Raw genomic sequence first — 21,903 nt, 5'->3', positions numbered from 1 at the left:
AGTTATTGTTTGTCGCGTTGCAATGAACGCTGACGAAGTAATTTTTGTTGCTGATAGAGAGCGGCTTTAATCAGAAGATCCTCGTCCTGATCGCGCAATAGGTCGTACTTTAAGGTAATAATGTATCGATCGTCTTTCTGCTCACAGCTTTCAACGTGACCGTAGCAGTAGATAGCGGCAGGCGGATGATCCATAAACATTTTTACACGGGCTTTTGCATTCAATGGAAGTTTTCCTTCAGCAGCGTAGCTAAATTTACTCGCGCCAAAAGAGAGGGTTTGATGTCGGTATTGCTCGTCATCTTGCTGCGACAGCATAAAAGTCAGTAGTAAATTGAGTTTTGCATTTTGAGTGTCCAGTAACTCAATAACATGCCTGAAGTCATTATTCTTTAACTCAGTCCTAGCGTTGTCATTGAGAAGATCGAGGTGGCTAAACTCACTGGCGACTAAAAAGGGGGCTGGAATTTCTCCTTCAAACTGTTCAAAACTTGGCAATGCTTCATCTTGAGCCAGTGGCTCTACGTTGACGGTCATTTTGTGGTGAACAGTGAAGTATTCTTGATCAGACATGCGAAAATTCCTTTAAATTATCCTTTGATTATCGCCATAAGAAGCAACTAATCAAGGTATGTCATTGTTTAACACACATTTTGACGTCTAATTAGCAATTAGGGACTACAACCCACCGCTATAAATCGTTACAGTATCGCCTATCAAACGTTATTGGTTTTATATATGTACCATCCGATTTCCACTTTTATCGGTTTGCGCTACCTACGCGGTCGTTCCGGCGATAGGTTCAGCCGTTTTGTCTCTTATATGTCTACCGCAGGTATCACGATTGGTGTGATGTCTTTGGTTACTGTGCTATCTGTCATGAACGGCTTTGAAGCACAGCTAAAAGGTCGAATTCTCGGTGTTTTACCACAGGCCATTGTGTCAGAGGCGGATGGTAAAACACTTTATACCGATCAAGCGCCTGATTTCGCTGTGGCACTATCGACTGCCGCGTCCCCACAGCCCATCGTTCAAAGTGAAGCTGTGATTCAAAGCTCAGACAATCTGTCTGCTGGTTTGCTAATCGGTATCACGCCTAGTGACAAAGACCCGATCCAGTCGCATTTGATTGCAGGTCGATTATCTTCCTTACAGTCTGGTAAGTATCAGGTGTTCATTGGCCATACTTTGGCGAGAGCAATGGATGTCTCGCTCGGCGATAAGGTACGTTTAATGGTCACTAATGCAAGTCAATTTACGCCACTTGGTCGAATTCCGAGTCAGCGGATTTTTACGGTAGCTGGAATTTACAACACAGGCTCCGATGTTGATGGTCAACTTATGTTGACTCATATTGACGACGCAGCGCGTTTACTGCGTTTCAAGCAGGACACCATTACTGGTTGGCGTTTGTTTTTCGATGATCCGTTTGTGGTGGCGGAGCTGAGTAAGCAGCCATTACCTGAAGGTTGGCAATGGCAAGACTGGAGAGATCAACGAGGCGAATTATTTCAAGCTGTTCGAATGGAAAAAAAATATGATGGGCTTGATGTTAGGGTTAATTATTGGCGTTGCCGCCTTCAACATTATTTCCGCTTTGATTATGGTCGTGATGGAAAAACAGTCTGAAGTGGCGATTTTAAAAACTCAGGGAATGAAAGATAGACAAGTTCTGGCGATATTCATGGTTCAAGGGGCTAGTAGTGGTGTGATAGGCGCCCTATTTGGTGGTGTTTTAGGCGTGCTACTGGCGAGCAATATCAACGCACTACTCGAAAGTGCGGGCATTGCTTTGTTTGCTGTTGGCGGTGAACTACCGATTGTGATAAACCCTGCCCAAATCAGTATCGTGGTTGCTCTGGCTATCTTACTCAGCCTACTAGCCACACTTTTCCCTGCTTATCGTGCATCTTCCGTAAAACCAGCTGAGGCTTTGAGATATGAGTAACCTGCTTCAATGTCATAATATATGTAAAACATACCGCGAGGGTTCTCTTGATACTCAAGTACTTAAAGGGGTGAGTTTCGAACTGAAAAAAGGAGAGTTGGTATCGATTATTGGTTCTTCAGGATCAGGAAAGAGCACTTTGCTCCATATTTTAGGAGCGTTAGATGATACCACGCAGGGTGAAGTAACTTTCCTTGGCCAACATCTCTCTGATCTGAGTTCGAATAAACAAGCTAAGCTTCGCAACCAACATCTGGGTTTTGTTTATCAGTTTCATCACCTTTTGGCAGACTTCAGTGCCTTAGAGAACGTTGCCATGCCGCTACTTATTGGTGGAATTAAAGTCGGCAAGGCGAAAGAAGCAGCAAAAGCGCTTCTGGACAAAGTTGGCTTGAGTCATCGTATTGATCATCGTCCATCTGAGCTGTCTGGTGGTGAACGTCAACGTGTGGCTATTGCCCGCGCATTGGTTAACAACCCAGACTTAGTGCTAGCCGATGAGCCAACCGGCAACTTAGACCATAAGACTGCATTGGCCATCTACGACTTGATGCGCGAGCTCAATGAACAGTATGGAACCGCGTTTTTAGTGGTTACGCACGATGGAGAATTGGCGAGCAAAATGGATCGCCAACTGCATATGCAAGATGGTTTGTTGTTAAACGTTGAGGAGGCGTAATTTGTTCTCTTCACTCTCCCTATTTATTGGTGGCCGTTTTAGCCGTGCTAAGCAGCGCAATAAAATGGTGTCGTTCATCGCACTGTCTTCCACGATTGGTATTGCAGTCGGAGTGGCGGTGATCATCATTGGCCTGTCGGCAATGAATGGATTCGAACGTGAACTCAAAGATCGTGTTCTGTCAGTGGTTGCTCATGGTGAGTTTGAAGGCGTTCGTGGACCACTGGAGGATTGGCAGTCTGTCGTTGAGCAAGCTGAAAAGCACCCACAAGTGGAAGCGGCAGCCCCATATGTAAAGATGACAGCGTTAGCGGAGAAAGGTTCGCAGCTTAAAGCGTTGGAAATCCGGGGTATTGAGCCCAAGCAAGAGTCAACGGTCTCCAATATGAGCCAATACATTGATGCAGATGTGTGGAAGCAGTTCAAAGCTGGTAAACAGCAGGCCATCTTAGGTCAAGGGGTTGCAGAGGTATTAGGCGTGTCTAAAGGGGATTATATCACCCTGATGATCCCAACGGCGGGGTCGACGACGAAGGTTCAGGCACCTAAACGTGTTCGTGTTAGAGTTGCTGGCCTGTTGAAGCTCAATGGACAGATTGACCATAACCTTGCTTTGGTTCCTCTGAAAGATGCTCAGCAATACGCAAAGTTAGGCGAAGCTGTGACAGGTGTATCGTTGAGAGTCTCTGATGTTTTGAATGCGACACAAATTGTGCGAGAAGCTGGCAATACACTCAATGTGTATGTCTATTTACGCAGTTGGCAGCAAAATTATGGTTTCTTGTATCGAGATATACAGCTCGTCAGAACAATTATGTATTTGGTGATGGTGCTGGTGATTGGTGTTGCTAGCTTCAATATTGTATCGACGTTGATGATGGCAGTGAAAGATCGTGCATCGGAAATTGCCATACTGAGGACGATGGGGGGAACCGATCGACTTATTCGACGGATTTTTGTCTGGCAAGGCGTTTTTTCAGGTGTATTGGGCAGTGTTGTGGGTAGTGTTGTAGGGGTTTTGATTGCTGCAAACCTTACTCAGCTCATCAAAGGACTAGAGAGTTTAATTGGTCATCAGTTTTTATCAGGGGATATTTACTTTGTTGATTTCCTTCCTTCGCAGATTAATCTTTCCGATGTTGCATTGGTCTCGGGAACGGCGATCATATTAAGCTTATTAGCTACTTGGTATCCTGCATCGCGAGCGAGTAAACTCAATCCTGCCACTGTACTCAGCGCGAAATAAAAGTGTTTAAATATTCAATAAAAAAGGACCGTTTCGGTCCTTTTTCACTATGAGTCGACATGACAGTTACACAGCCTAGTCAGTCTTCCCGAAATCTTATTCACGCAACATTTACTTTTTAAGTAATCCGCCTAATCTAATTTTTCGTTGTTGCCAACTGCGGACAACCGAATATCTCCATAAAGCTTTGATTCCAAAATAGCCGGCAATGGCAGATACCAGGCCGCAAATCATGCAGCCAAGTAGAAAGGGAGGGCCTATAGTGCTCATTTGATGAAGAATAAATTCCCATGACAACTCAAAATGAAAGGGTTGAGGAGGAATGTGCATAACCCAAGCCCCTACTTTATACGCAAAATAGAACAGCACTGGCATAGTGATAGGATTACTTACCCAAACTAAAGCTACCGACAGAGGGAGATTAACGCCGCAAAGAATGGCTAAGCCAGCAGACATGATCATTTGGCTGGGTAACGGGACGAAAGCCATGAACAGGCCAACAGCAAATGCCCCAGACGCGGAACGGCGGTTGAGACACCATAGATTGGGGTTGTATAGCACGTTGCCAAAAACTTTGAGTGCTTTCTGACGCTTTATTACTTCATGGTCAGGCATAAAGCGTTTGATGAATTTTCTTGGCATAGGGAAATATGACTCTCTACTTAAATTACTGGACGCTTATCTCGTTCTCATTCCTTATATCAACCGCTCAGTTCTGGTGGTACATGCCATCATGGGAGTGGTTGTTTCCCTGTTTATTGGCCTTGATACTCAGTATAAGGTCAAAATCGCTAAGGTGGTGTGTTGGTCCTGTGTTCGCATGCCTGATAATCGTCATACACAGTCACCTTTTACGCCATCAGCGGGCAATGCTTTTCCAAGCAGGTCAGGATATTACCATAAATGCTGAGGTTGACAGCTTTTTTAAGCAAATAAGTCACGGGTTTCAAGGTGAAGCCGTGGTGAGATCAATCAATGGTGAAGAATTGCCCACTTTTACCCGGCCGCGACTATGGCTTGTCTCTCCTATTTTGCTTTCTCCCGGAGATCAGGTTGGGGCGAGAGTCAGGCTTAAGCCTATTGTGGGGGTGCTCAATGATGTGGGCTTTGATGTTGAAAAGTACGCACTTCAGCGGCGTGTAGTCGGTAGAGCTAGCGTGGCAATCAAAACACCCTACTGGGTTCGTCATTCTGGTTCTATGCGCTACGAGTTGTACCAGCAAGTGTCTAAATCCGTGGAGTCTCTGCCGAGTAAAGGTTTGATTTTAGCACTGACATTTGGCGTACGAGATAGCCTATCACTCGAACGGAAAGAGCAGCTCAAAGCGAGTGGCCTGAGTCATCTTATCGCGATATCAGGTCTGCATATTGGCATTGTTTTTTTTCTTGGTTGGTGCCTAGGAAAACTACTCCTCAGGCTTTTCCCTAACGCATTTACCGTTCCGTTCGTTATCGCGATAATATGCGCTTGTTGCTACGCTTGGTTAGCTGGGTTTTCTGTCCCGACTCAACGAGCATTGTGGACATGTTGCCTAGCCGCGTTGTTGACGATCTCTTTTAAACACCTCCCTGCAAGCTATAAATGGCTTCTTATTCTATCTTGGCTTTTACTGTTGGATCCGTTTACTGCCGCTTCTTCAGGTCTTTGGCTATCTATGTGGGCTGTTGCGATCATTTTGATGTTTTCTTCATTGCAAAGTCGGTCATCGTCAGCTTGGGTAAATGTCCTTAAACTGCAACTGGCTCTGGTTATCGGGATGACACCGATAGTCGCCATAGTATTTCAGGGCCTGAGTGTCGCCAATTTTGTATACAACCTTATTTTTGTACCTTGGTTTAGCTTTGTCGTTGTGCCGTTAAGTTTATTGGCATTGGTGGTAGATACTATGTTGAGTGTATCAGTACTTTGGCATTGGGTTGATATCACTATCGCCCCCGTGATTTATGTACTGCCTTTTGCTGGCAGTAGTTGGCTTCCATTAAGCCACTCCCTAGTCATCTTTTCCGTCGCGGGGCTGTTGTTGCTGTTGTCCTCTACTGTGCTTAGCCGCCACGGGAACGCCCTATTTGTATTGTGTGCGCTAGTGTTCTTCGTTGATTGGAAAGACAAGCCCTTATGGCAGGTCTTTGTTTTAGATGTAGGTCATGGCCTGGCCATTATCGTAAAGCAAGGTTCACAAGCTTTCATCTATGATACTGGAATAGCCTGGCAGGGGGGAGCATTGCTGCCCAGGTGATGACGCCTTTTCTTCGGTATCACGGTGTGGGTAAGCTAGACATGCTAGTGATATCTCATACCGATGGTGACCACGCAGGTGGCCTAGAGATGTTATTGCGTGACTGGCAACCAGAACGTCTAATGGCTAGCCAAAAACTGACTCGAGCTCAAATGTGTTCAAAAGGAAATATCCTCACGTGGGGCCAGTTAACATTAGAATTTTTGTGGCCAGTTGAATCGGTACGCCGGGCTTACAATCCTCATTCGTGTGTAGTGAGAGTGTCACATCCGGAATACAAGCAATCGATTTTGTTGCCTGGAGATATTGAGGCGATTGTTGAATGGCTTCTTGTAAGGGAACCCAAAGCTCTTCGCAGTGACATTTTGATTGTTCCACATCACGGTAGTAAAACGTCATCGACACCTAGGTTTATTGAAGTGGTTAGCCCTAAGGTTGCCATCGCCTCATCGGCATTAAATGGGAAGTGGCGATTGCCTGATCCCAATGTGGTGACACGTTATACAGGTCGAGGCGTGCAATGGTTTGATACGGGAGCAGACGGTCAAGTTAGTGTCAGTTTCTACGCAAACCATTGGAAAATTGATGCCATGAGAGAGTGGAAAGGGCTGGCTTGGTATAGGCAGATGCTACGGAAGGGAGTAGAATAGTACGATTATTGTAAGAAAAATAAGCAGTTCTATGTCTCTTAATCAAGATGAAACAACCTTGCAGACTTTCAAGCGTCTCTGGACCTATGTTCGTCTTTACAAAGCGGGTCTCGCTGTTGCCGTCGTTGCTCTCATTATTAATGCGGTTGCCGATACATACATGGTGTCGTTACTCAAACCTTTGCTTGATGAAGGCTTTGGGGATAGCGAATCTAATTTTCTTCGCGTTTTACCTTTCATTGTATTTGGCATGATGGTTGTTAGAGGGTTGAGTGGGTTTGTTTCTTCCTATTGTTTGAGTTGGGTGTCAGGTAACGTTGTGATGCTGATGCGTCGACGTATTTTTAGCCAATTCATGCACATGCCAGTGTCCTATTTTGATAAAGAATCCACAGGTGGGTTGCTGTCTAGGATTACTTACGATTCGGAACAGGTAGCGGGTGCGACCAGTCGCGCATTGGTGAGTATTGTACGCGAAGGCGCAAGTATTATTGGTCTACTCGTTCTGATGTTCTGGCACAGTTGGCAGCTTTCATTAGTCCTTTTCATCGTAGCACCTTTAGTGGCTTGGGCAATTGGGGTTGTGTCGAAGCGTTTCCGCAAGATCTCTAAGAGTATGCAGGATACTATGGGGCATGTGACTGCCTCTGCTGAGCAAATGCTAAAAGGGCACAAAGTCGTACTAAGCTATGGCGGTCAGAACGTTGAACGTCAGCGTTTTGATCACGTGAGCAACCAGATGCGTCAGCAGTCGATGAAGTTAGTCGCTGCACAAGCTATTGCTAACCCAGTGATTCAGATCATCGCTTCTATCGCTTTAGTTGTGGTCCTGTTCTTGGCGAGTGTGGACTCAATCAAAGAACATTTAACGCCCGGTACCTTTACTGTTGTGTTCTCTGCGATGTTTGGCCTATTACGTCCATTGAAAGCGCTGACTAACGTTACGTCTGAGTTTCAGCGTGGTATGGCGGCAAGTCAGACTTTGTTTGCGCTAATGGACCTAGAAACCGAGCAAGATAACGGTAAGTACGAAGCGAAGGCTGTTCGGGGTGACGTTGTCGTTAAAGACGTCACATTTACCTATCAAGATAAAGAATCACCAGCGCTGCGTAATGTCAGCTTTGATATACCTAGAGGGAAGACAGTTGCGCTTGTCGGTCGTTCGGGTTCGGGTAAAAGTACCATTGCCAATCTATTTACCCGATTCTACGACGTTGATTCAGGCAGCATCGAGCTTGATGGACACGATGTACGTGACTACAAACTGACCAATCTTCGCAGTCATTTCGCGTTGGTGTCGCAAAATGTCCACTTATTCAACGATACTATTGCCAACAATATCGCCTATGCCGCTACGGATGAATACAGCCGAGAGCAGATTGAAGAAGCCGCTCGGTTGGCTTATGCGATGGACTTTATCGACAACATGGATCAAGGTCTGGATACTGTTATTGGCGAAAATGGTACCAGCTTATCTGGAGGTCAGCGCCAACGAATCGCCATTGCCCGCGCTTTACTGCGAGACGCGCCAGTTTTGATTCTGGATGAGGCAACGTCTGCGCTCGATACCGAATCTGAAAAAGCGATTCAATCTGCGTTGGATGAGTTGCAGAAAAATAAAACGGTACTCGTTATTGCGCACAGGCTATCGACGATTGAAAGCGCCGATGAAATTTTGGTGGTTGATGAAGGTGAAATCGTTGAGCGTGGGGACCACAGCACTTTGATTGAGAAAAATGGTGCCTATGCACAATTGCACCGAATACAGTTTGGTGCTTAAGCTGTGATTGAAAAAATCTGGTTTGAAAATCATCCTCTACGCTATGCTCTGTGGCCATTACTTTGGCCGCTTAGTTTGGCGTTTGGAATGATCAGTCGTTCAAGACGGCGAGCATTCATGTCTGGTAGCAAAGCCAGTTACCAGGCACCTGTCCCCGTTATTGTGGTCGGAAATATTACGGCGGGCGGCAATGGAAAGACTCCTGTCGTCATTTGGCTGGTGGAGCAACTACAATCCTTGGGGTACAAGCCAGGTGTGGTGTCTCGTGGATATGGTGCCAAAGCGCCGAGCTATCCACTCATTGTTGAAGAACACACACCGACCAAGCATTGTGGTGATGAGCCCAAGTTGATTTTCAAACGTACACAAGCACCCGTTTCGGTGTCTCCGGTACGCAGTGATGCTGTCAAAGCCTTGTTACCTCTTGGCGTTGACATTGTTATTACCGATGACGGCCTACAGCACTATGCACTCCAAAGAGACATTGAAATCGTCGTGGTGGACGGTAACCGTCGCTTTGGTAGTAAACAATTGATACCACTTGGGCCCTTACGTGAGGCGACCAGTCGGTTGAACGAGGTCGATTTCATCATTACTAACGGTGGACGAGCTCACGAGAATGAAGCGGCTATGACTTTGACACCTAGCTTGGCAGTGAATCTAAAAACCAGAGACAAAACTCCAGTCAGTGAACTTGACCAGCTGGTGGCGATGGCGGGTATTGGTCATCCACCAAGGTTTTTTCAGACATTGGAAAAACTTGGCGCGAGAACAGTCGTCACTCAAGGTTTTCCCGATCATAAAGACTTTGAACCGTCAGAGTTGCAAACCTTGGCTAGCCGTGGACAACATCTGATTATGACAGAAAAAGATGCAGTAAAATGTGCGAGTTATGCAGAAGAAAATTGGTGGTACTTACCAGTAACTGCTAGCTTTAGTCCCGAAGATGAGACGCGCATTTTAAGTAAGATTAAAGAGGTTAAAGAAAAATATGGACCACCGACTGCTTGAGATTGTCGCTTGCCCAGTATGTAAAGGTAAGCTTACCTTCGATAAAGATAAACAAGAGCTGATCTGTAAGTTGGATCGTCTCGCCTACCCGATTAAAGAGGGCATTCCGGTTCTCCTCGAGCCTGAAGCGCGCCACATGAGTATGGAAGAGGGACGATAATGGCCTTTACCGTCGTTATACCTGCACGCTATCAGTCGACACGTTTGCCGGGTAAGCCACTCGCCGACATCAGTGGTAAACCAATGATTCAATGGGTCTACGAACAATCATTGCAGGCAGGCGCAGAGAAAGTGATTGTCGCAACCGATGATGAGCGTGTTGTGAATGCCGTCAAGAAGTTCGGTGGCGAGGTTTGTATGACCTCTGCTGACCATGATTCTGGTACAGAACGCTTAGCGGAAGTTGTCGAACTCATGGGCATTCCTGAAGATCATGTGATCGTTAATGTGCAGGGCGATGAGCCACTGATCCCGCCTGCGATTATTACGCAGGTCGCAAATAATCTAGCGAATAGCCAAGCTCCTATGGCAACGCTAGCGGTTGAAATATCCCATGAAGACGAGGTGTTCAACCCGAACGCGGTTAAAGTGCTGACAGATAAAGACGGTTATGCGATGTACTTTAGTCGAGCGACTATCCCTTGGGATCGAGACCATTTTGCCAATGGCGGTAAAGTGATTGCCCAACCACTGATGCGTCACATCGGTATCTATGCTTATCGTGCTGGATTTGTAAATACTTATATAAACTGGGCGCCAACGGTCTTAGAGAAAATCGAAAGATTAGAGCAACTTCGAGTGCTGTGGTATGGTGAAAAAATTCATGTTGAGGTGGCGGAGCAAGTTCCACCTGCTGGCGTTGATACACCAGAAGACTTAGAAGCAGTGAGAAAGCTCGTTGCCCATCAATAAAAAGGCCCGTTAGGGCCTTTTTATTGCTATATCTTGCCATCGTAGTCGTTGCGTTTTGGGCAGGTACCGAGAATCTCGCGTCGCCCTGACTCTTTCACTTCTTCTAAAATGACGTCGAATCCCCATAGTCGGTAGAGATGCTTCAGCACTTCGTCATAGCTATCATCGAGCGGAATACGATCATGTGGGACATATTGAAGAGTCAGTGAGCGGTCACCTCGCACATCAACATTAAACACTTGAATATTAGGCTCCAAACTACTGAGATTGTATTGACCAGCAAGCTTCTCTCTGATGCTCCGGTAACCGAGATCATTGTGGATCGCCGTGACTTCGATATAGTTTTTCCTGTCGTCGTCAGTAATGGCGAAGAGTTTGAAATCCCGCATTAGCTTAGGAGAGAGGTACTGGCTGATGAAGCTTTCATCCTTAAAATTTTTCATCGCAAAATGAACGGCTTCCAACCAATCGGTCCCCGCTAGCTCTGGGAACCACTCTTTGTCCTCGTCCGTCGGCTCTTCACAAATCCTACGAATATCGCGGAACATTGCAAACCCAAGTGCATAAGGGTTGATTCCGCTGAAGTAAGGACTGTTATAAGCAGGCTGTGCGACAACGCTTGTATGGCTGTGTAGGAACTCAAGAATGAAACGTTCGGTCACCAATCCTTCATCATACAGATGGTTAAGGATGGTGTAATGCCAAAATGTCGCCCAACCTTCATTCATTACCTGAGTTTGTTTCTGAGGATAGAAGTATTGGCTGATTTTGCGCACGATACGTACGATCTCTCGTTGCCATGACTCAAGTAGCGGCGCATGCTTTTCAATGAAATATAAAATATTTTCCTGAGGCTCAGAAGGGAAACGAACCTTTGCTTCTTCTTGTTCAACTTTACCTTTAGGGACGGTTCTCCATAGATCGTTCACTTGGGATTGGAGATAAGCTTCTCGTTCCTCCTGACGCATTTTCTCTTCTGCGATGGAGATCTTCTCCGGGCGTTTATATCGGTCTACGCCAAAGTTCATCAAAGCGTGGCAGGAATCCAGGAGCTCCTCCACCTCTTTGACGCCATGTTTTTGCTCGCAATCCGCAATGTATTTTTTGGCAAACAATAGATAATCAATGATAGAGCTGGCGTCGGTCCAGGTTTGGAATAGATAATTGCCCTTAAAAAATGAGTTGTGACCATAACAGGCGTGTGCCATTACCAATGCCTGCATGGTGACCGTATTCTCTTCCATCAGGTATGCGATACAAGGATCGGAATTAATAACGATCTCATAGGCTAAACCCATTTGACCGTGTTTGTAGCCTTGTTCGGTCTGAATAAACTTTTTGCCAAATGACCAGTGATTGTAATTGATTGGCATACCAATGCTTGAGTAGGCATCCATCATTTGTTCGGAAGTAATGACTTCGATCTGGTTTGGATAAGTATCTAAACGATAGAGCTCAGCCACTCGCTTAATTTCAATGTGATAACGTTCGAGAAGGTCAAATGTCCAATCTGGGCCATCTGGCAGCGTCTTCTTCTTGGTTGCCTTTTTCGTTTTCGTTGCCATAGCAGCCTCCCTAAGCGGTTTCTTTTTTTGAATAGCTCTCGGAATACTGGGAATATGTCTTCAACACTACGAATGTTTTTCATTGCGAAGTTGTCAAAGGCATCTTCCAGCTTCTCGTACTCATGCCATAGGGTCTGATGAGAGCGGCGAGTGATTTCGATGTAGGAGTAGTACTGACAATTGGGTAATAGGTTTCTGGTGAGTAACTCACGACAACGTGGAGAATCATCGGCCCAGTTATCGCCGTCGGACGCTTGCGCCGCATAAATATTCCATTCACCGACAGGATAGCGATCTTCAACGATTTCCTTCATGAGTTTTAGAGCGCTTGAAACGATAGTACCGCCCGTTTCTTGTGAGTAGAAGAACTCATGTTCGTCGACTTCTTTTGCTTGAGTGTGATGGCGAATGAATACCACATCAACGTTCTCGTAAGTGCGGGTTAAGAATAAGTAGAGGAGTACGTAGAAACGCTTGGCGATATCTTTTGTTGCTTGATCCATCGACCCTGATACATCCATCAAACAAAACATGACAGCTTGACTGGATGGAATAGGGCGGCGTTCGTAGTTTTTAAATCTTAAGTCGAAGGTATCGATGAAGGGAACCGTGTCGATCTTTCTTCTAAGGTCCTTAATCTCCTTTTTGAGTCTTTTTTCTTCTAGTAGCTGAGCTGGCTCACTCATTTTTACTTGATCGAGCTCTTCTTCTAATTCTCTCAACATACGTTTTTTACCCGCGGTCATCGCTGTTCGACGTGCGAGAGATTGCTGTAGAGACTTTACAATGGCGATATTAGCGGGCACACCTGCGGTTTGATAACCAGCGCGGTGAGTTTTCCACTCTGTAATTTTGTTGATTTGACTTTTTTCTAAATTCGGCAGCTCTAAGTCTTCGAACAGGATATCCAGATACTCATCTTTTGAAATCTGAAAAACAAATTCATCTTGGCCTTCGCCATCTGGGCTAGCGTCGCCTTCACCGGATCCGCCGCCTTGGCCTCCGCCTTTTGGGCGTTCGATCTTATCACCAGTAATAAACTGATCGTTACCTGGGTGGACTCGCTCTTTCATCCCCCTTTCCCTTGGTGAAAAACAGGTTCTTTGATGTCTTTATGAGGAATCGCGACATCCTCGCCCGTTTCTGTATTCGTGATTGAACGGCGATTGACTGCGTCTGCGACAGATTCTTTGATTTGTTCTTTATGACGACGTAAGAAACGCTGACGGTTTACCGCGCTCTTATTCTTCCCGTTCAGTCGTCGGTCAATAAATTGCGCCATGAGTCACCCCTCTTGTGGTACATGCACTTATTAAGCGCATGCATCTTGTTCGCATCCAATCTCCTGCCAGAGATTCACTCCGGCAGGTACTTCATTGGCTTTCCTCTCTCGTTCAGAGGAAGGTTGTCTTAGCTATTAAGATGATTTACGTACGCGTAAATACCATTCCGATAGCAAGCGGACTTGCTTCTCGGTATAGCCTTTCTCCATCATACGAGCGACAAAGTCGTCGTGTTTCTTCTGATCCTCAGAAGAGGTTTTCGCATTGAAGGAGATCACGGGTAATAGTTCTTCCGTATTTGAGAACATTTTTTTCTCAATCACAGTACGGAGCTTTTCATAACTAGTCCAAACTGGGTTTTGCCCATTGTTATTAGCACGCGCACGAAGAACAAAGTTGACTATCTCATTACGAAAATCTTTAGGGTTACTGATGCCTGCTGTTTTTTCTATTTTCTCAAGCTCGTTGTTTAACGCTGAACGGTCAAATAGCTGGCCTGTCTCTGGGTCACGATATTCCTGATCTTGAATCCAGAAATCAGCATACGTGACGTAGCGGTCAAAGATGTTTTGACCGTATTCAGAGTAAGACTCAAGGTAAGCGGTTTGAATTTCTTTTCCGATGAACTCGACGTAGCGCGGAACCAGATAGCCCTTCAAAAATTCCAAATACTTCTCGGCGGTTTCCTGAGGGAACTGCTCACGTTCGATTTGTTGCTCAATAACGTAGAACAAGTGAACTGGGTTTGCTGCGACTTCGGTTTGATCGAAGTTGAAGACTCGAGACAAGATCTTAAACGCGAAACGGGTGGATAGACCCGACATACCTTCATCAACGCCAGCGAAATCTCGATATTCTTGGTAACTTTTCGCTTTAGGGTCGGTATCTTTCAGAGTTTCACCGTCGTAAACGCGCATCTTCGAGAAAATAGATGAGTTTTCTGGTTCTTTAAGGCGCGACAGAATACTGAATTGGGACAACAGCTCCAGCGTGCTAGGAGAGCACGGTGCTTTTGCCAGTTCAGAGTGATCCAATAGTTTTTGGTAGATCTTCACTTCTTCAGCAACTCGTAAACAGTAAGGCACTTTGACGATGTAAACGCGGTCGAGGAAGGCTTCATTGTTCTTGTTATTGCGGAAAGTTTGCCATTCTGACTCGTTTGAGTGAGCCAGTATCATACCATCGAAAGGCAAGGCTGAAAGGCCTTCAGTACCGTTGTAATTACCTTCTTGAGTTGCGGTTAATAAAGGATGGAGCACTTTTATTGGTGCCTTAAACATCTCAACGAATTCCATCAAACCTTGGTTTGCACGGCACAGGGCACCTGAGTAGCTGTATGCATCTGGGTCGTCCTGAGAATAATGCTCAAGCTGACGAATATCGACTTTACCCACCAATGAGGAAATGTCTTGGTTGTTCTCATCTCCCGGTTCTGTTTTCGCAATGGCGACCTGATCCAAAATAGAAGGACGAACTTTCACGACTTTAAACTTAGTAATGTCGCCGCCGAACTCATGGAGACGTTTAGCTGCCCATGGCGACATAATCGAACGCAAATAGCGCTTCTCGATGTCGTATTCTCGTTTGAGCAGTTCGCCATCTTCACCGACGTCGAACAAGCAGAATGGATGGTCGTTTACTGGGCTTCGTTCACCGTTTGCAGAGAGCACGTAAATAGGCACTTGTTGCATCAGCGCCTTGAGCTTTTCAGCCAGCGAAGATTTACCGCCGCCCACAGGTCCAAGTAAATAAAGGATCTGTTTACGTTCTTCTAAACCTTGTGCTGCGTGTTTTAGGTAGGAAACGATTTGTTCAATCGCTTCTTCCATACCGTAGAAATCTTTGAAGGTTTCGTATCGGGAAATGACCCGATTTGAAAAAATTCGGCTTAAGCATGGATCTTGCGCAGTATCGATTAGCTCTGGTTCGCCGATAGCCATCAGCAAACGCTCTGCAGCATTAGCGTAAGCACTTTTATCATCTTTACATAGCGTCAAGAATTCCTGTAAAGATAATTCTTCATCCTTGGCAGCTTCGTAGCGCGCTTGGTAATGGTCGAAAATACTCATAATGAATTCCCCTCTGAACCTGTCTTTGTAGACAATCAACCCGCATAGAAAAAACAAATCCTTTCCTAGTTAAGACTAGTTGGTTTTTAGAATTCTGCTTAAAAAATATGTGTTTATTTGCAAATTGTGATGTTTGACCGATTGTCGGCTATTGGCTGAATTTGAGCGGCTCAAAGTGCAAATAAGTTGATATCTTCAGTATGAATGTGTTTTCTTACTGGTATAGTTAATGCTCATAAAAACAGGTGATTAATCGGTTAGAGAGGCATTGTTTTAAGGTGTGCCATTCCATATAATGTGTTCGGATGTCAATCCCTACCATAACTTAGGTGCTAAAATTGAAAACCTCTTGGCTTAAACTCGTCATGACCACGGCTTTGTTCACCTCTCCGGTTGTTAATGCAAAGATTTCTCAATGGTCTTTGGGTGTCGCAGCTTCTTATTCCCCTGCTGTGTACAAAGATACGCCGTCTAATGAAACGGTGATCCCTTTAGTGGGTTATGAAGGTGAACATTTGTTTTTGCGTGGCTTTAGTGCTGGCTATCGTTGGTTCCCCGCCGGTTCGCCACAAAACATCATCTTTCGCGTGGCTTATGACCCAAGAACGTTAAAACCGAGTGATTCTGATAACCGTGCTATTCAGCAAATGGACCAACGTAAAGCCACGATTTTAGGTGGAGTCAGCTACCAGTTAATTACGTTAGCGGGTGTACTTGAGGCTACCGCTGGTACGGATCTAGCCGGCAGGCATAATGGTCTATACGCTGAAGCTGCTTGGCGATTACCTTTTCGTCAAAAAGGGTGGGGAGTAACTCCTTCCATTGGATATGCCTACAACAGCGACAAAATCAATGACCATTTATACGGTGTCAGTGAGGCAGAAGCGGCACGAGCACAGATATACGACACGACTTTTAGGGCATTTGAAGCTGATTGGGATGGCCAGTATTTCATTGGTGTTTCTGCTTATGTGCATATTACGCCGAGTGTTCGATTTACGGGTGGAGTTCGCTATACCAACCTAGAAGGAGCGATTGAAAGCTCCCCACTTATTGAAAGTGGTGTGTCAACGTCCGCTAATATTGGTATCGCTTACGTATTTTGATGAAAGAGAGTAGGAGTAAAAAAGGGTTACTTTTGAGTAACCCTTTTTTAGTGTTTTGCGTAATGGCTACGCATTGAAAATCTGTTTCAATTCGGTGTTGCACAGATGGTATTGACGAGGGCAGGCACGCCAAGTGTTTAGCATACGTCGGTATTTGTCCAGCATTGGCATCTGGGCGTTAAAATGATGGTCAGCTTTGTCAAACTGTGGGTATAGACCTTCAGAGTCGACAAGGAATCGTACATAATTAACATGCTGGGCTTCTGTGGCAATGTCGAATCCCAAGAACATCAGGCGGCGTTGATCGACGTCGGCTTGTTCCGTTTGAGTTAGCATTTTGCTCGACTCTTGCATTGCGTGGAACATTTCCATTATATCAATAATTTCTCGACACTCTGTTTCTTGTAAACAGCCAAATTCTTTATCTAGCTCTCGAATCTGAAGCCCGTAGCCGCGTTCAACGATCGTTTGTAAACGACGGTATTTTGCCGCATTCTCTGGGTCCATTTGAGACATCAAATAGTACTGGTTAGATAGGATCAAGCGCTGAGCGTTGGTCATTTCCATAGTGGCCTCACTAAAACAATCTAATACATCTTTAATGTGCTTAGGTTATCTTTTCATTACGCACTGAAACATGATCTCAACACATGTTTATCGTTAAAAATGTAAAGAAATTTCAGTTTGAATAATCACTTCTTGTGGTAGTGGTTATAGATGTAATCACGGTCGGAGAAAACTCGCAACCACTCCGGTTTGAACACCGCAAACATTGCCATCGTCATCCCGTTGAGCAAGCCTTCTGGGAAAGCCAGCAGAGGAATAAACACCATATAATTGTCGAATATGGTGAGCCAATCGTGGGTACCCTGAACAATATGGTAGATAGAGTTAATGGTGAGGTGAACACTGCCTGTAAAAGCCCCGTTGAAGAATCCGGCAATGAAGATGAATACAAAGATGTTCCTCGGTAAGTATTGATAACTCAGCAGAAAAACAGAGTAGCTGACTAATATTGGAACCAAGCAGGAGAAAAGAATGTATTCTGGCAATTGGCTGAAGGTTAACTGGCCGAAAGTGGCAAGCAATAACGAAACGACGATTGAAAGCGCGTAAGCACTTCGCCAGCCATACATTAACGTTGCGGACGTCAAGGCTAAAAAGTGGATGGATAAGCCTTCTTTAACGCCTGCTTGTGCTGACCACAAAGCGAACAGAGCAAAGATAACTGCAAATGTAAGGTGTTGAAAGCCTCGTTCCGCCATGAGTTTTGGAAGTAATACTCGCAATACGTCTTTCCATATAAAACTCATTGAGAGCAGGATAACGAGTAATGCGAAGAGTTCGGAAAGCAGCACAATAGCCTCTCAAAAAAATACCAACCTCGGTCCGGTTGGTATTTTTTCTGAAATGTTCGCCAGATGGTATCAATATTTTACATTTGAGTGATACTGCTCAAGGATCGAGACGATATTGTCCATGGTTTCTTTCGACGGTGGATTGACGCCTTCCAGAGGATAATCCAGACCGAGTGCTTCCCATTTGTGGGCTCCCAACTTGTGATATGGTAACAGTTCAAGCTTTTCAATATTGTCCATATCTTTGATGAACTCGCCAAGCATATGCGCAGATTCATCATCATCAGTATATCCAGGTACGACGACGTAGCGAATCCAAGTCTTTTGTCCGATACGGTGCAAGTAGCGGGCAAAGTCTATGGTGCGTCGATTAGATACACCGATAAAGTCATGGTGAACCTCATCTTTCATGTGCTTTAGATCAAGCATCACCAGGTCTGTCGCCTCAAGCACTTCATCGATGACCTCAGTGTGTTTGCGAATGTAGCCATTCGTGTCCAGGCAAGTGTGGATACCTTCTGCTTTGGCAGAGCGAAAAAAAATCGCGCACAAACTCGGGCTGTAGCATCGCTTCACCACCTGAACAAGTGACTCCACCGCCAGAAGCATTCATAAAGTGACGATAGCTTTTGGCTTCGTTAATGATTTCTTCAACGGTCACTTCCTTACCACCATGAGTGTCCCACGTATCGCGATTGTGACAATACATGCATCGCATTAAACATCCCTGCATAAAGACAATAAACCGAATTCCTGGGCCATCAACTGTTCCACAGGACTCGAAAGAATGGATACGACCGGTTGCTGACATGTGCACATCTCTAATTAGTGATTTGTTCGTTATTTTATTACAAAAAGTAGGGTTTAAATAGCATTTCAGGTTTTTATACTCAAGATTTTACTGACTAATAAAAAAAGCGCACATAGACTAAAATGTATGTTATAAAAATGTTGCCAAATAAGGTTTTTATAATAATTAATAAACAAACTGGCTAGGCAAGTTTTAGTTGCATCCGACTGATGTTTAAGGATTTCTTATGGATATGCTTGCGCTATCACAAAAACAGAAAGTCACACTGTTTTTAATTGTACTGACAATGGGATTTGTCATGCTCGCAGTGTTTACCTCTTCTAGACTCACTCAAATGAGTGAACAGTATCATTCCAGCGGTGATGTCTCTTCTGGTTCCATTTCAATTTATCAGACCCAAAGTAAAATTCTGACCTTGAGTAGCGAGTTGGACAACCTAGAGGGCGCTCAGGTTGCGAAGGCAAAACAAGATATCAGCGATATTGTAGAAGCGGTTACCAATGATGTTGCTTTTCTCAATGTTTTAAATCTAAAGAGTTATTCCACAGGATTGAAGCAAAGTATCGGAGACTTTCAAGCGGCAGTTAATCCTTGGTTAGAGCTCAAGCAAGAACTCGGTTTTAACATCGACGAGGGTAAGTTGGGGGAGTTAAAAAAGCTCGCTAATATTATCGAACAGAAAATTGCTGAAACTGGGATGGTGACGCTCAACTCTGATTTTCAGGCCATGGTTAAATCACAGCAGAATTATTTACTCCAACCGAACGAAGAAAATCTGAAACTGTTCAATCGTGCCATGGGGGCTTTTGAAAGTATGTCCAACGTTTATGCCATGTTGGATTTATATGAAAAAGAGATAGAGCAATACAAAGCGACATTCGTTCGAGTGAGTGAGCTTTCTAAGGAATTGGGTAGTGTTGAACAGCAGCTAATTTCAACCAAAATGCAGTTGACCCAACTGATTGCGGCAGTAACAAGCGAGCTGAGCGGAATCAGTTCTCAGTATCAACTTTCTGCTGAGAAGTCCTCAGAGCAAACATTATGGTCCATCTTAGTCGCCTGTATTGTTCTGGCTGTATTGACCATTGCCATTTTCATTATGCAGAGCACCTCCCTGTCGCGCTCTCTGAACAAGACTCGTGAGATTTTGCACAATGTATCGGCTGGTGACTTGTCGAAACGTATGACTTTGACGGCAAACCGCAATGACGAATTCAACCAATTGGCGCTCAGCATTAATGATAGTTGTGAAAATTTGGGTGAACTGGTCTCAGGTGTACAATCCAGCGGTCAGGCTTTGTCTGGAAATGCTGTCGAACTTAATCAAGGTCTCGACAGGTTGGCTCATCATCAGTCTGAAGTGTTGGGGCAGACTCAGGTATTAGCTTCAGCGACAGAAGAAGTGAGTGTGACGACACAAGAGGTGTCTAATTCATTGGAATTTGTATCAGAAATCAGTCGCTCCTCTACGGAATCGGCGGAGAAAGGGGCGCAAATTATTGGAGCAGCGATTGGTTCGCTTGAAGAGGTGAGTACCATACTCACCTCTGCGGCGGGGCATATTCAGCAGTTGGAGGAAGCATCTTCGAAAGTTGACTCGGTGATGGATATTATTAATGGTATCGCCGAGCAAACCAACCTTTTGGCTTTAAATGCGGCGATTGAAGCGGCACGAGCAGGTGAGCAGGGGCGTGGATTTGCTGTCGTGGCAGATGAAGTCCGTAGTCTGGCGGTGAGAACCGTGGATGCAGTAGCAGAGATTTCTGAAACCATAGACACGATGAAAAAAGAAAGTGCTGAAGTTATCCAGTACATTGGTCAATCTGAAACGTCGATGCGAACCGGGCAGGAAAAAGGTCATGAGGCGATGCAAGCACTGCGCACCATTACAGAAAAAGCCGATGAAGCTTCGCATCAGACAGACGTCATCTTTGCTTCCATTAAAGAACTAGCAACAACCAGCCAATCTATGGCAGACAGCATGACTCAAATTTCCAGTGCGATGAAAGAGCTGGAAGAAAACAATGAACAACTGCGTTCCATCAGTCAGGTCGTGGAGCAAAGGGCTGGCAGCCTGAACAGTGACTGCCAGAGGTTTACTATTTAGAAGAATGCATACAATGCGAGGCCACCCGTACCGTACATTGAATCTTTTGCTTCTTTGTAGTCAGGAGTTTTTGCCGTTGCTGTAATGGTCGCGCCAAAATGCTGGTTATACCAAGCAAAGCCGGCCACTGCGCTGGCTTGCTTTTCTTCTAGCGTCACATTATAGATGCTCGGGTTTTCACTGTTGCGTTGAGCATAATCAACGACACCCGGTCGGTCCCCTTCAATGGTAATATCGTTAAATCGATAGCGAGCTTCAATACCCCCAAATATAAACCAACCCGCTTGTGACGCCCCCAGCATACCTGCGCGGAACGGGTTTTCATTATCAATGTTTGCGGCTCCCATACTTCCTGCCAAGTCCTTGCCCCAACGGAGCATAAAGCCCGTTGAAACATCACTGCGGAAGTTGCCGGCATTCACTTCAGAAACGTTTGATATTTCCCAATCGGTATTAGCAATGGCTCGATCGCGCCAAAGATTGAAGTGGCTAAGGTAGCCAAGGTTGCCGACAAACTCGTCGTCTACCTGATAGGCCCAGCCGCGAGGTTCGTCAGAACCGGTAATACCGTGGACGATATCTTGTGCTTGATCGGCAAGTGAACTCTCACCTGTTGTACCCAATGTCAGATTGAAACGCTGTGCCTGCTGAGGATGAAGACTGATGTAGTTAAACTCAGCGTGCAGGTATCCTGCATAAGGCCTATCATTGATTATTGGTGTGGTGGCCTCAATATCGGACGGTGTATACATTTTGTGGCCAAGTGTGAATTCGTATTTGTCTAGAGAAGCGCCCCCCAGAATGATAAGCTCATAGGGCTGGTTAACCAGTTGGGAGTAATAGCGCCAGAGGTATAGGTGAGAAACAGTCCGTTGGTATAATCCTGATCGACACCAAATACGCCATCATTGTCAATTGAGAACGAGACAGTCGAGCGCTCGGAAGCAACAGCAGTTGAGGCCAACAATATCAAGGGAAGAGTGCGTAATAGGTTCATTTAAATACATCATTTCTGAATGGAGTTTAGATATTACTCCATATCTTATTCATCAGAGAGCAAAGAAACAAAATTGAAATATAAATGTGGCTTGAGTCTAACTTTTGTTTTGCTTGGCAATAAAAAAGCCCCGCTCAATGAAGCG

At 45.2% G+C, this 21,903-nt stretch carries 14 protein-coding genes and 5 pseudogenes; 10 read left to right on the top strand and 9 right to left on the bottom strand.

Annotated elements, in window-relative coordinates; translation table 11 throughout:
• Nucleotides 1-2: 2 nt before the first annotated feature.
• Complete coding sequence (locus KW548_12845) at nucleotides 3-572, bottom strand: PilZ domain-containing protein (GenBank protein QXX06012.1); 570 nt, start codon at nucleotides 570-572, stop codon at nucleotides 3-5.
• Nucleotides 573-737: 165 nt separating this feature from the next.
• Here KW548_12845 and lolC point away from each other — a divergent pair.
• The 3 genes and pseudogenes from lolC to lolE all read left to right on the top strand — a co-directional run bounded on the left by lolC (nucleotide 738) and on the right by lolE (nucleotide 3,872).
• Nucleotides 738-1,947 (top strand): annotated as a pseudogene (gene lolC, locus KW548_12840) (lipoprotein-releasing ABC transporter permease subunit LolC).
• A complete protein-coding gene (gene lolD, locus KW548_12835) occupies nucleotides 1,940-2,626 on the top strand; it encodes a lipoprotein-releasing ABC transporter ATP-binding protein LolD (GenBank protein ID QXX06011.1) in 687 nt (228 codons plus the stop codon). Before lolC ends, lolD begins: the two are co-directional and overlap by 8 nt.
• A gap of 1 nt (nucleotide 2,627) precedes the next feature.
• Entirely contained in the window at nucleotides 2,628-3,872 is a 1,245-nt protein-coding gene (lolE, locus tag KW548_12830; protein ID QXX06010.1) for a lipoprotein-releasing ABC transporter permease subunit LolE, read from the top strand.
• A 111-nt stretch (nucleotides 3,873-3,983) separates the two neighbouring features.
• Here the strand turns inward: lolE and KW548_12825 are convergent, their stop codons facing one another.
• The gene (locus KW548_12825; protein ID QXX06009.1) at nucleotides 3,984-4,514 is read right to left on the bottom strand and encodes a DUF2062 domain-containing protein; all 531 of its coding nucleotides are present in this window, start codon (nucleotides 4,512-4,514) and stop codon (nucleotides 3,984-3,986) included.
• A gap of 8 nt (nucleotides 4,515-4,522) precedes the next feature.
• Here KW548_12825 and KW548_12820 point away from each other — a divergent pair.
• The 5 genes and pseudogenes from KW548_12820 to kdsB all read left to right on the top strand — a co-directional run bounded on the left by KW548_12820 (nucleotide 4,523) and on the right by kdsB (nucleotide 10,462).
• Nucleotides 4,523-6,759: pseudogene (locus KW548_12820) on the top strand (DNA internalization-related competence protein ComEC/Rec2).
• Nucleotides 6,760-6,790: 31 nt separating this feature from the next.
• A complete protein-coding gene (msbA, locus tag KW548_12815; protein ID QXX06008.1) occupies nucleotides 6,791-8,539 on the top strand; it encodes a lipid A ABC transporter ATP-binding protein/permease MsbA in 1,749 nt (582 codons plus the stop codon).
• Nucleotides 8,540-8,542: 3 nt separating this feature from the next.
• Nucleotides 8,543-9,550: a tetraacyldisaccharide 4'-kinase gene (lpxK, locus tag KW548_12810; GenBank protein ID QXX06007.1), complete on the top strand. Its 1,008-nt coding sequence runs from the start codon at nucleotides 8,543-8,545 to the stop codon at nucleotides 9,548-9,550.
• Nucleotides 9,531-9,710 (top strand): Trm112 family protein, encoded by a 180-nt coding sequence (locus KW548_12805; GenBank protein QXX06006.1) that lies wholly within the window; start codon nucleotides 9,531-9,533, stop codon nucleotides 9,708-9,710. The genes lpxK and KW548_12805 overlap by 20 nt, the downstream gene beginning before the upstream one ends.
• A complete protein-coding gene (gene kdsB, locus KW548_12800; GenBank protein QXX06005.1) occupies nucleotides 9,710-10,462 on the top strand; it encodes a 3-deoxy-manno-octulosonate cytidylyltransferase in 753 nt (250 codons plus the stop codon). The genes KW548_12805 and kdsB overlap by 1 nt, the downstream gene beginning before the upstream one ends.
• Before the next feature lie 26 nt (nucleotides 10,463-10,488).
• Here the strand turns inward: kdsB and KW548_12795 are convergent, their stop codons facing one another.
• The 3 genes and pseudogenes from KW548_12795 to KW548_12785 all read right to left on the bottom strand — a co-directional run bounded on the left by KW548_12795 (nucleotide 10,489) and on the right by KW548_12785 (nucleotide 15,379).
• On the bottom strand, nucleotides 10,489-12,027 hold the full coding sequence (locus KW548_12795) for a SpoVR family protein (GenBank protein ID QXX06004.1): 1,539 nt from the start codon (nucleotides 12,025-12,027) through the stop codon (nucleotides 10,489-10,491).
• A gap of 23 nt (nucleotides 12,028-12,050) precedes the next feature.
• Nucleotides 12,051-13,309: pseudogene (locus KW548_12790) on the bottom strand (YeaH/YhbH family protein).
• Nucleotides 13,310-13,444: 135 nt separating this feature from the next.
• Complete coding sequence (locus KW548_12785; protein QXX06003.1) at nucleotides 13,445-15,379, bottom strand: PrkA family serine protein kinase; 1,935 nt, start codon at nucleotides 15,377-15,379, stop codon at nucleotides 13,445-13,447.
• 338 nt (nucleotides 15,380-15,717) lie between these two features.
• Here KW548_12785 and KW548_12780 point away from each other — a divergent pair, with 338 nt between their 5' ends.
• Nucleotides 15,718-16,485, top strand: coding sequence for a MipA/OmpV family protein (locus tag KW548_12780; GenBank protein ID QXX06002.1), 768 nt, complete (start codon nucleotides 15,718-15,720; stop codon nucleotides 16,483-16,485).
• Between the two features lie 66 nt (nucleotides 16,486-16,551).
• Here the strand turns inward: KW548_12780 and KW548_12775 are convergent, their stop codons facing one another.
• From KW548_12775 to pflA, 3 genes and pseudogenes are all read right to left on the bottom strand, one after another.
• Nucleotides 16,552-17,052, bottom strand: coding sequence for a YfbU family protein (locus KW548_12775; protein ID QXX06001.1), 501 nt, complete (start codon nucleotides 17,050-17,052; stop codon nucleotides 16,552-16,554).
• 125 nt (nucleotides 17,053-17,177) lie between these two features.
• Nucleotides 17,178-17,843 carry an energy-coupling factor ABC transporter permease gene (locus tag KW548_12770; protein QXX06000.1) on the bottom strand — a complete coding sequence of 222 codons (666 nt, stop codon included), beginning with the start codon at nucleotides 17,841-17,843 and terminating at the stop codon, nucleotides 17,178-17,180.
• Nucleotides 17,844-17,912: 69 nt separating this feature from the next.
• Nucleotides 17,913-18,654, bottom strand: a pseudogene (pflA, locus tag KW548_12765) (pyruvate formate lyase 1-activating protein).
• Between the two features lie 226 nt (nucleotides 18,655-18,880).
• On the opposite strand from pflA, the gene KW548_12760 reads away from it, so the two are divergent.
• A complete protein-coding gene (locus KW548_12760; protein QXX05999.1) occupies nucleotides 18,881-20,761 on the top strand; it encodes a methyl-accepting chemotaxis protein in 1,881 nt (626 codons plus the stop codon).
• Here the strand turns inward: KW548_12760 and KW548_12755 are convergent.
• A pseudogene (locus KW548_12755) lies at nucleotides 20,758-21,758 on the bottom strand (lipid A deacylase LpxR family protein). The gene KW548_12760 and the pseudogene KW548_12755 overlap by 4 nt on opposite strands.
• Nucleotides 21,759-21,903: the final 145 nt, after the last annotated feature.

It is taken from the genome of Vibrio neptunius (assembly GCA_019339365.1).
Taxonomy (GTDB): domain Bacteria; phylum Pseudomonadota; class Gammaproteobacteria; order Enterobacterales; family Vibrionaceae; genus Vibrio; species Vibrio neptunius.
The sequence above is the reverse complement of the archived record's forward strand: the minus strand, read 5'-3'. Positions and strand labels throughout refer to the sequence as shown.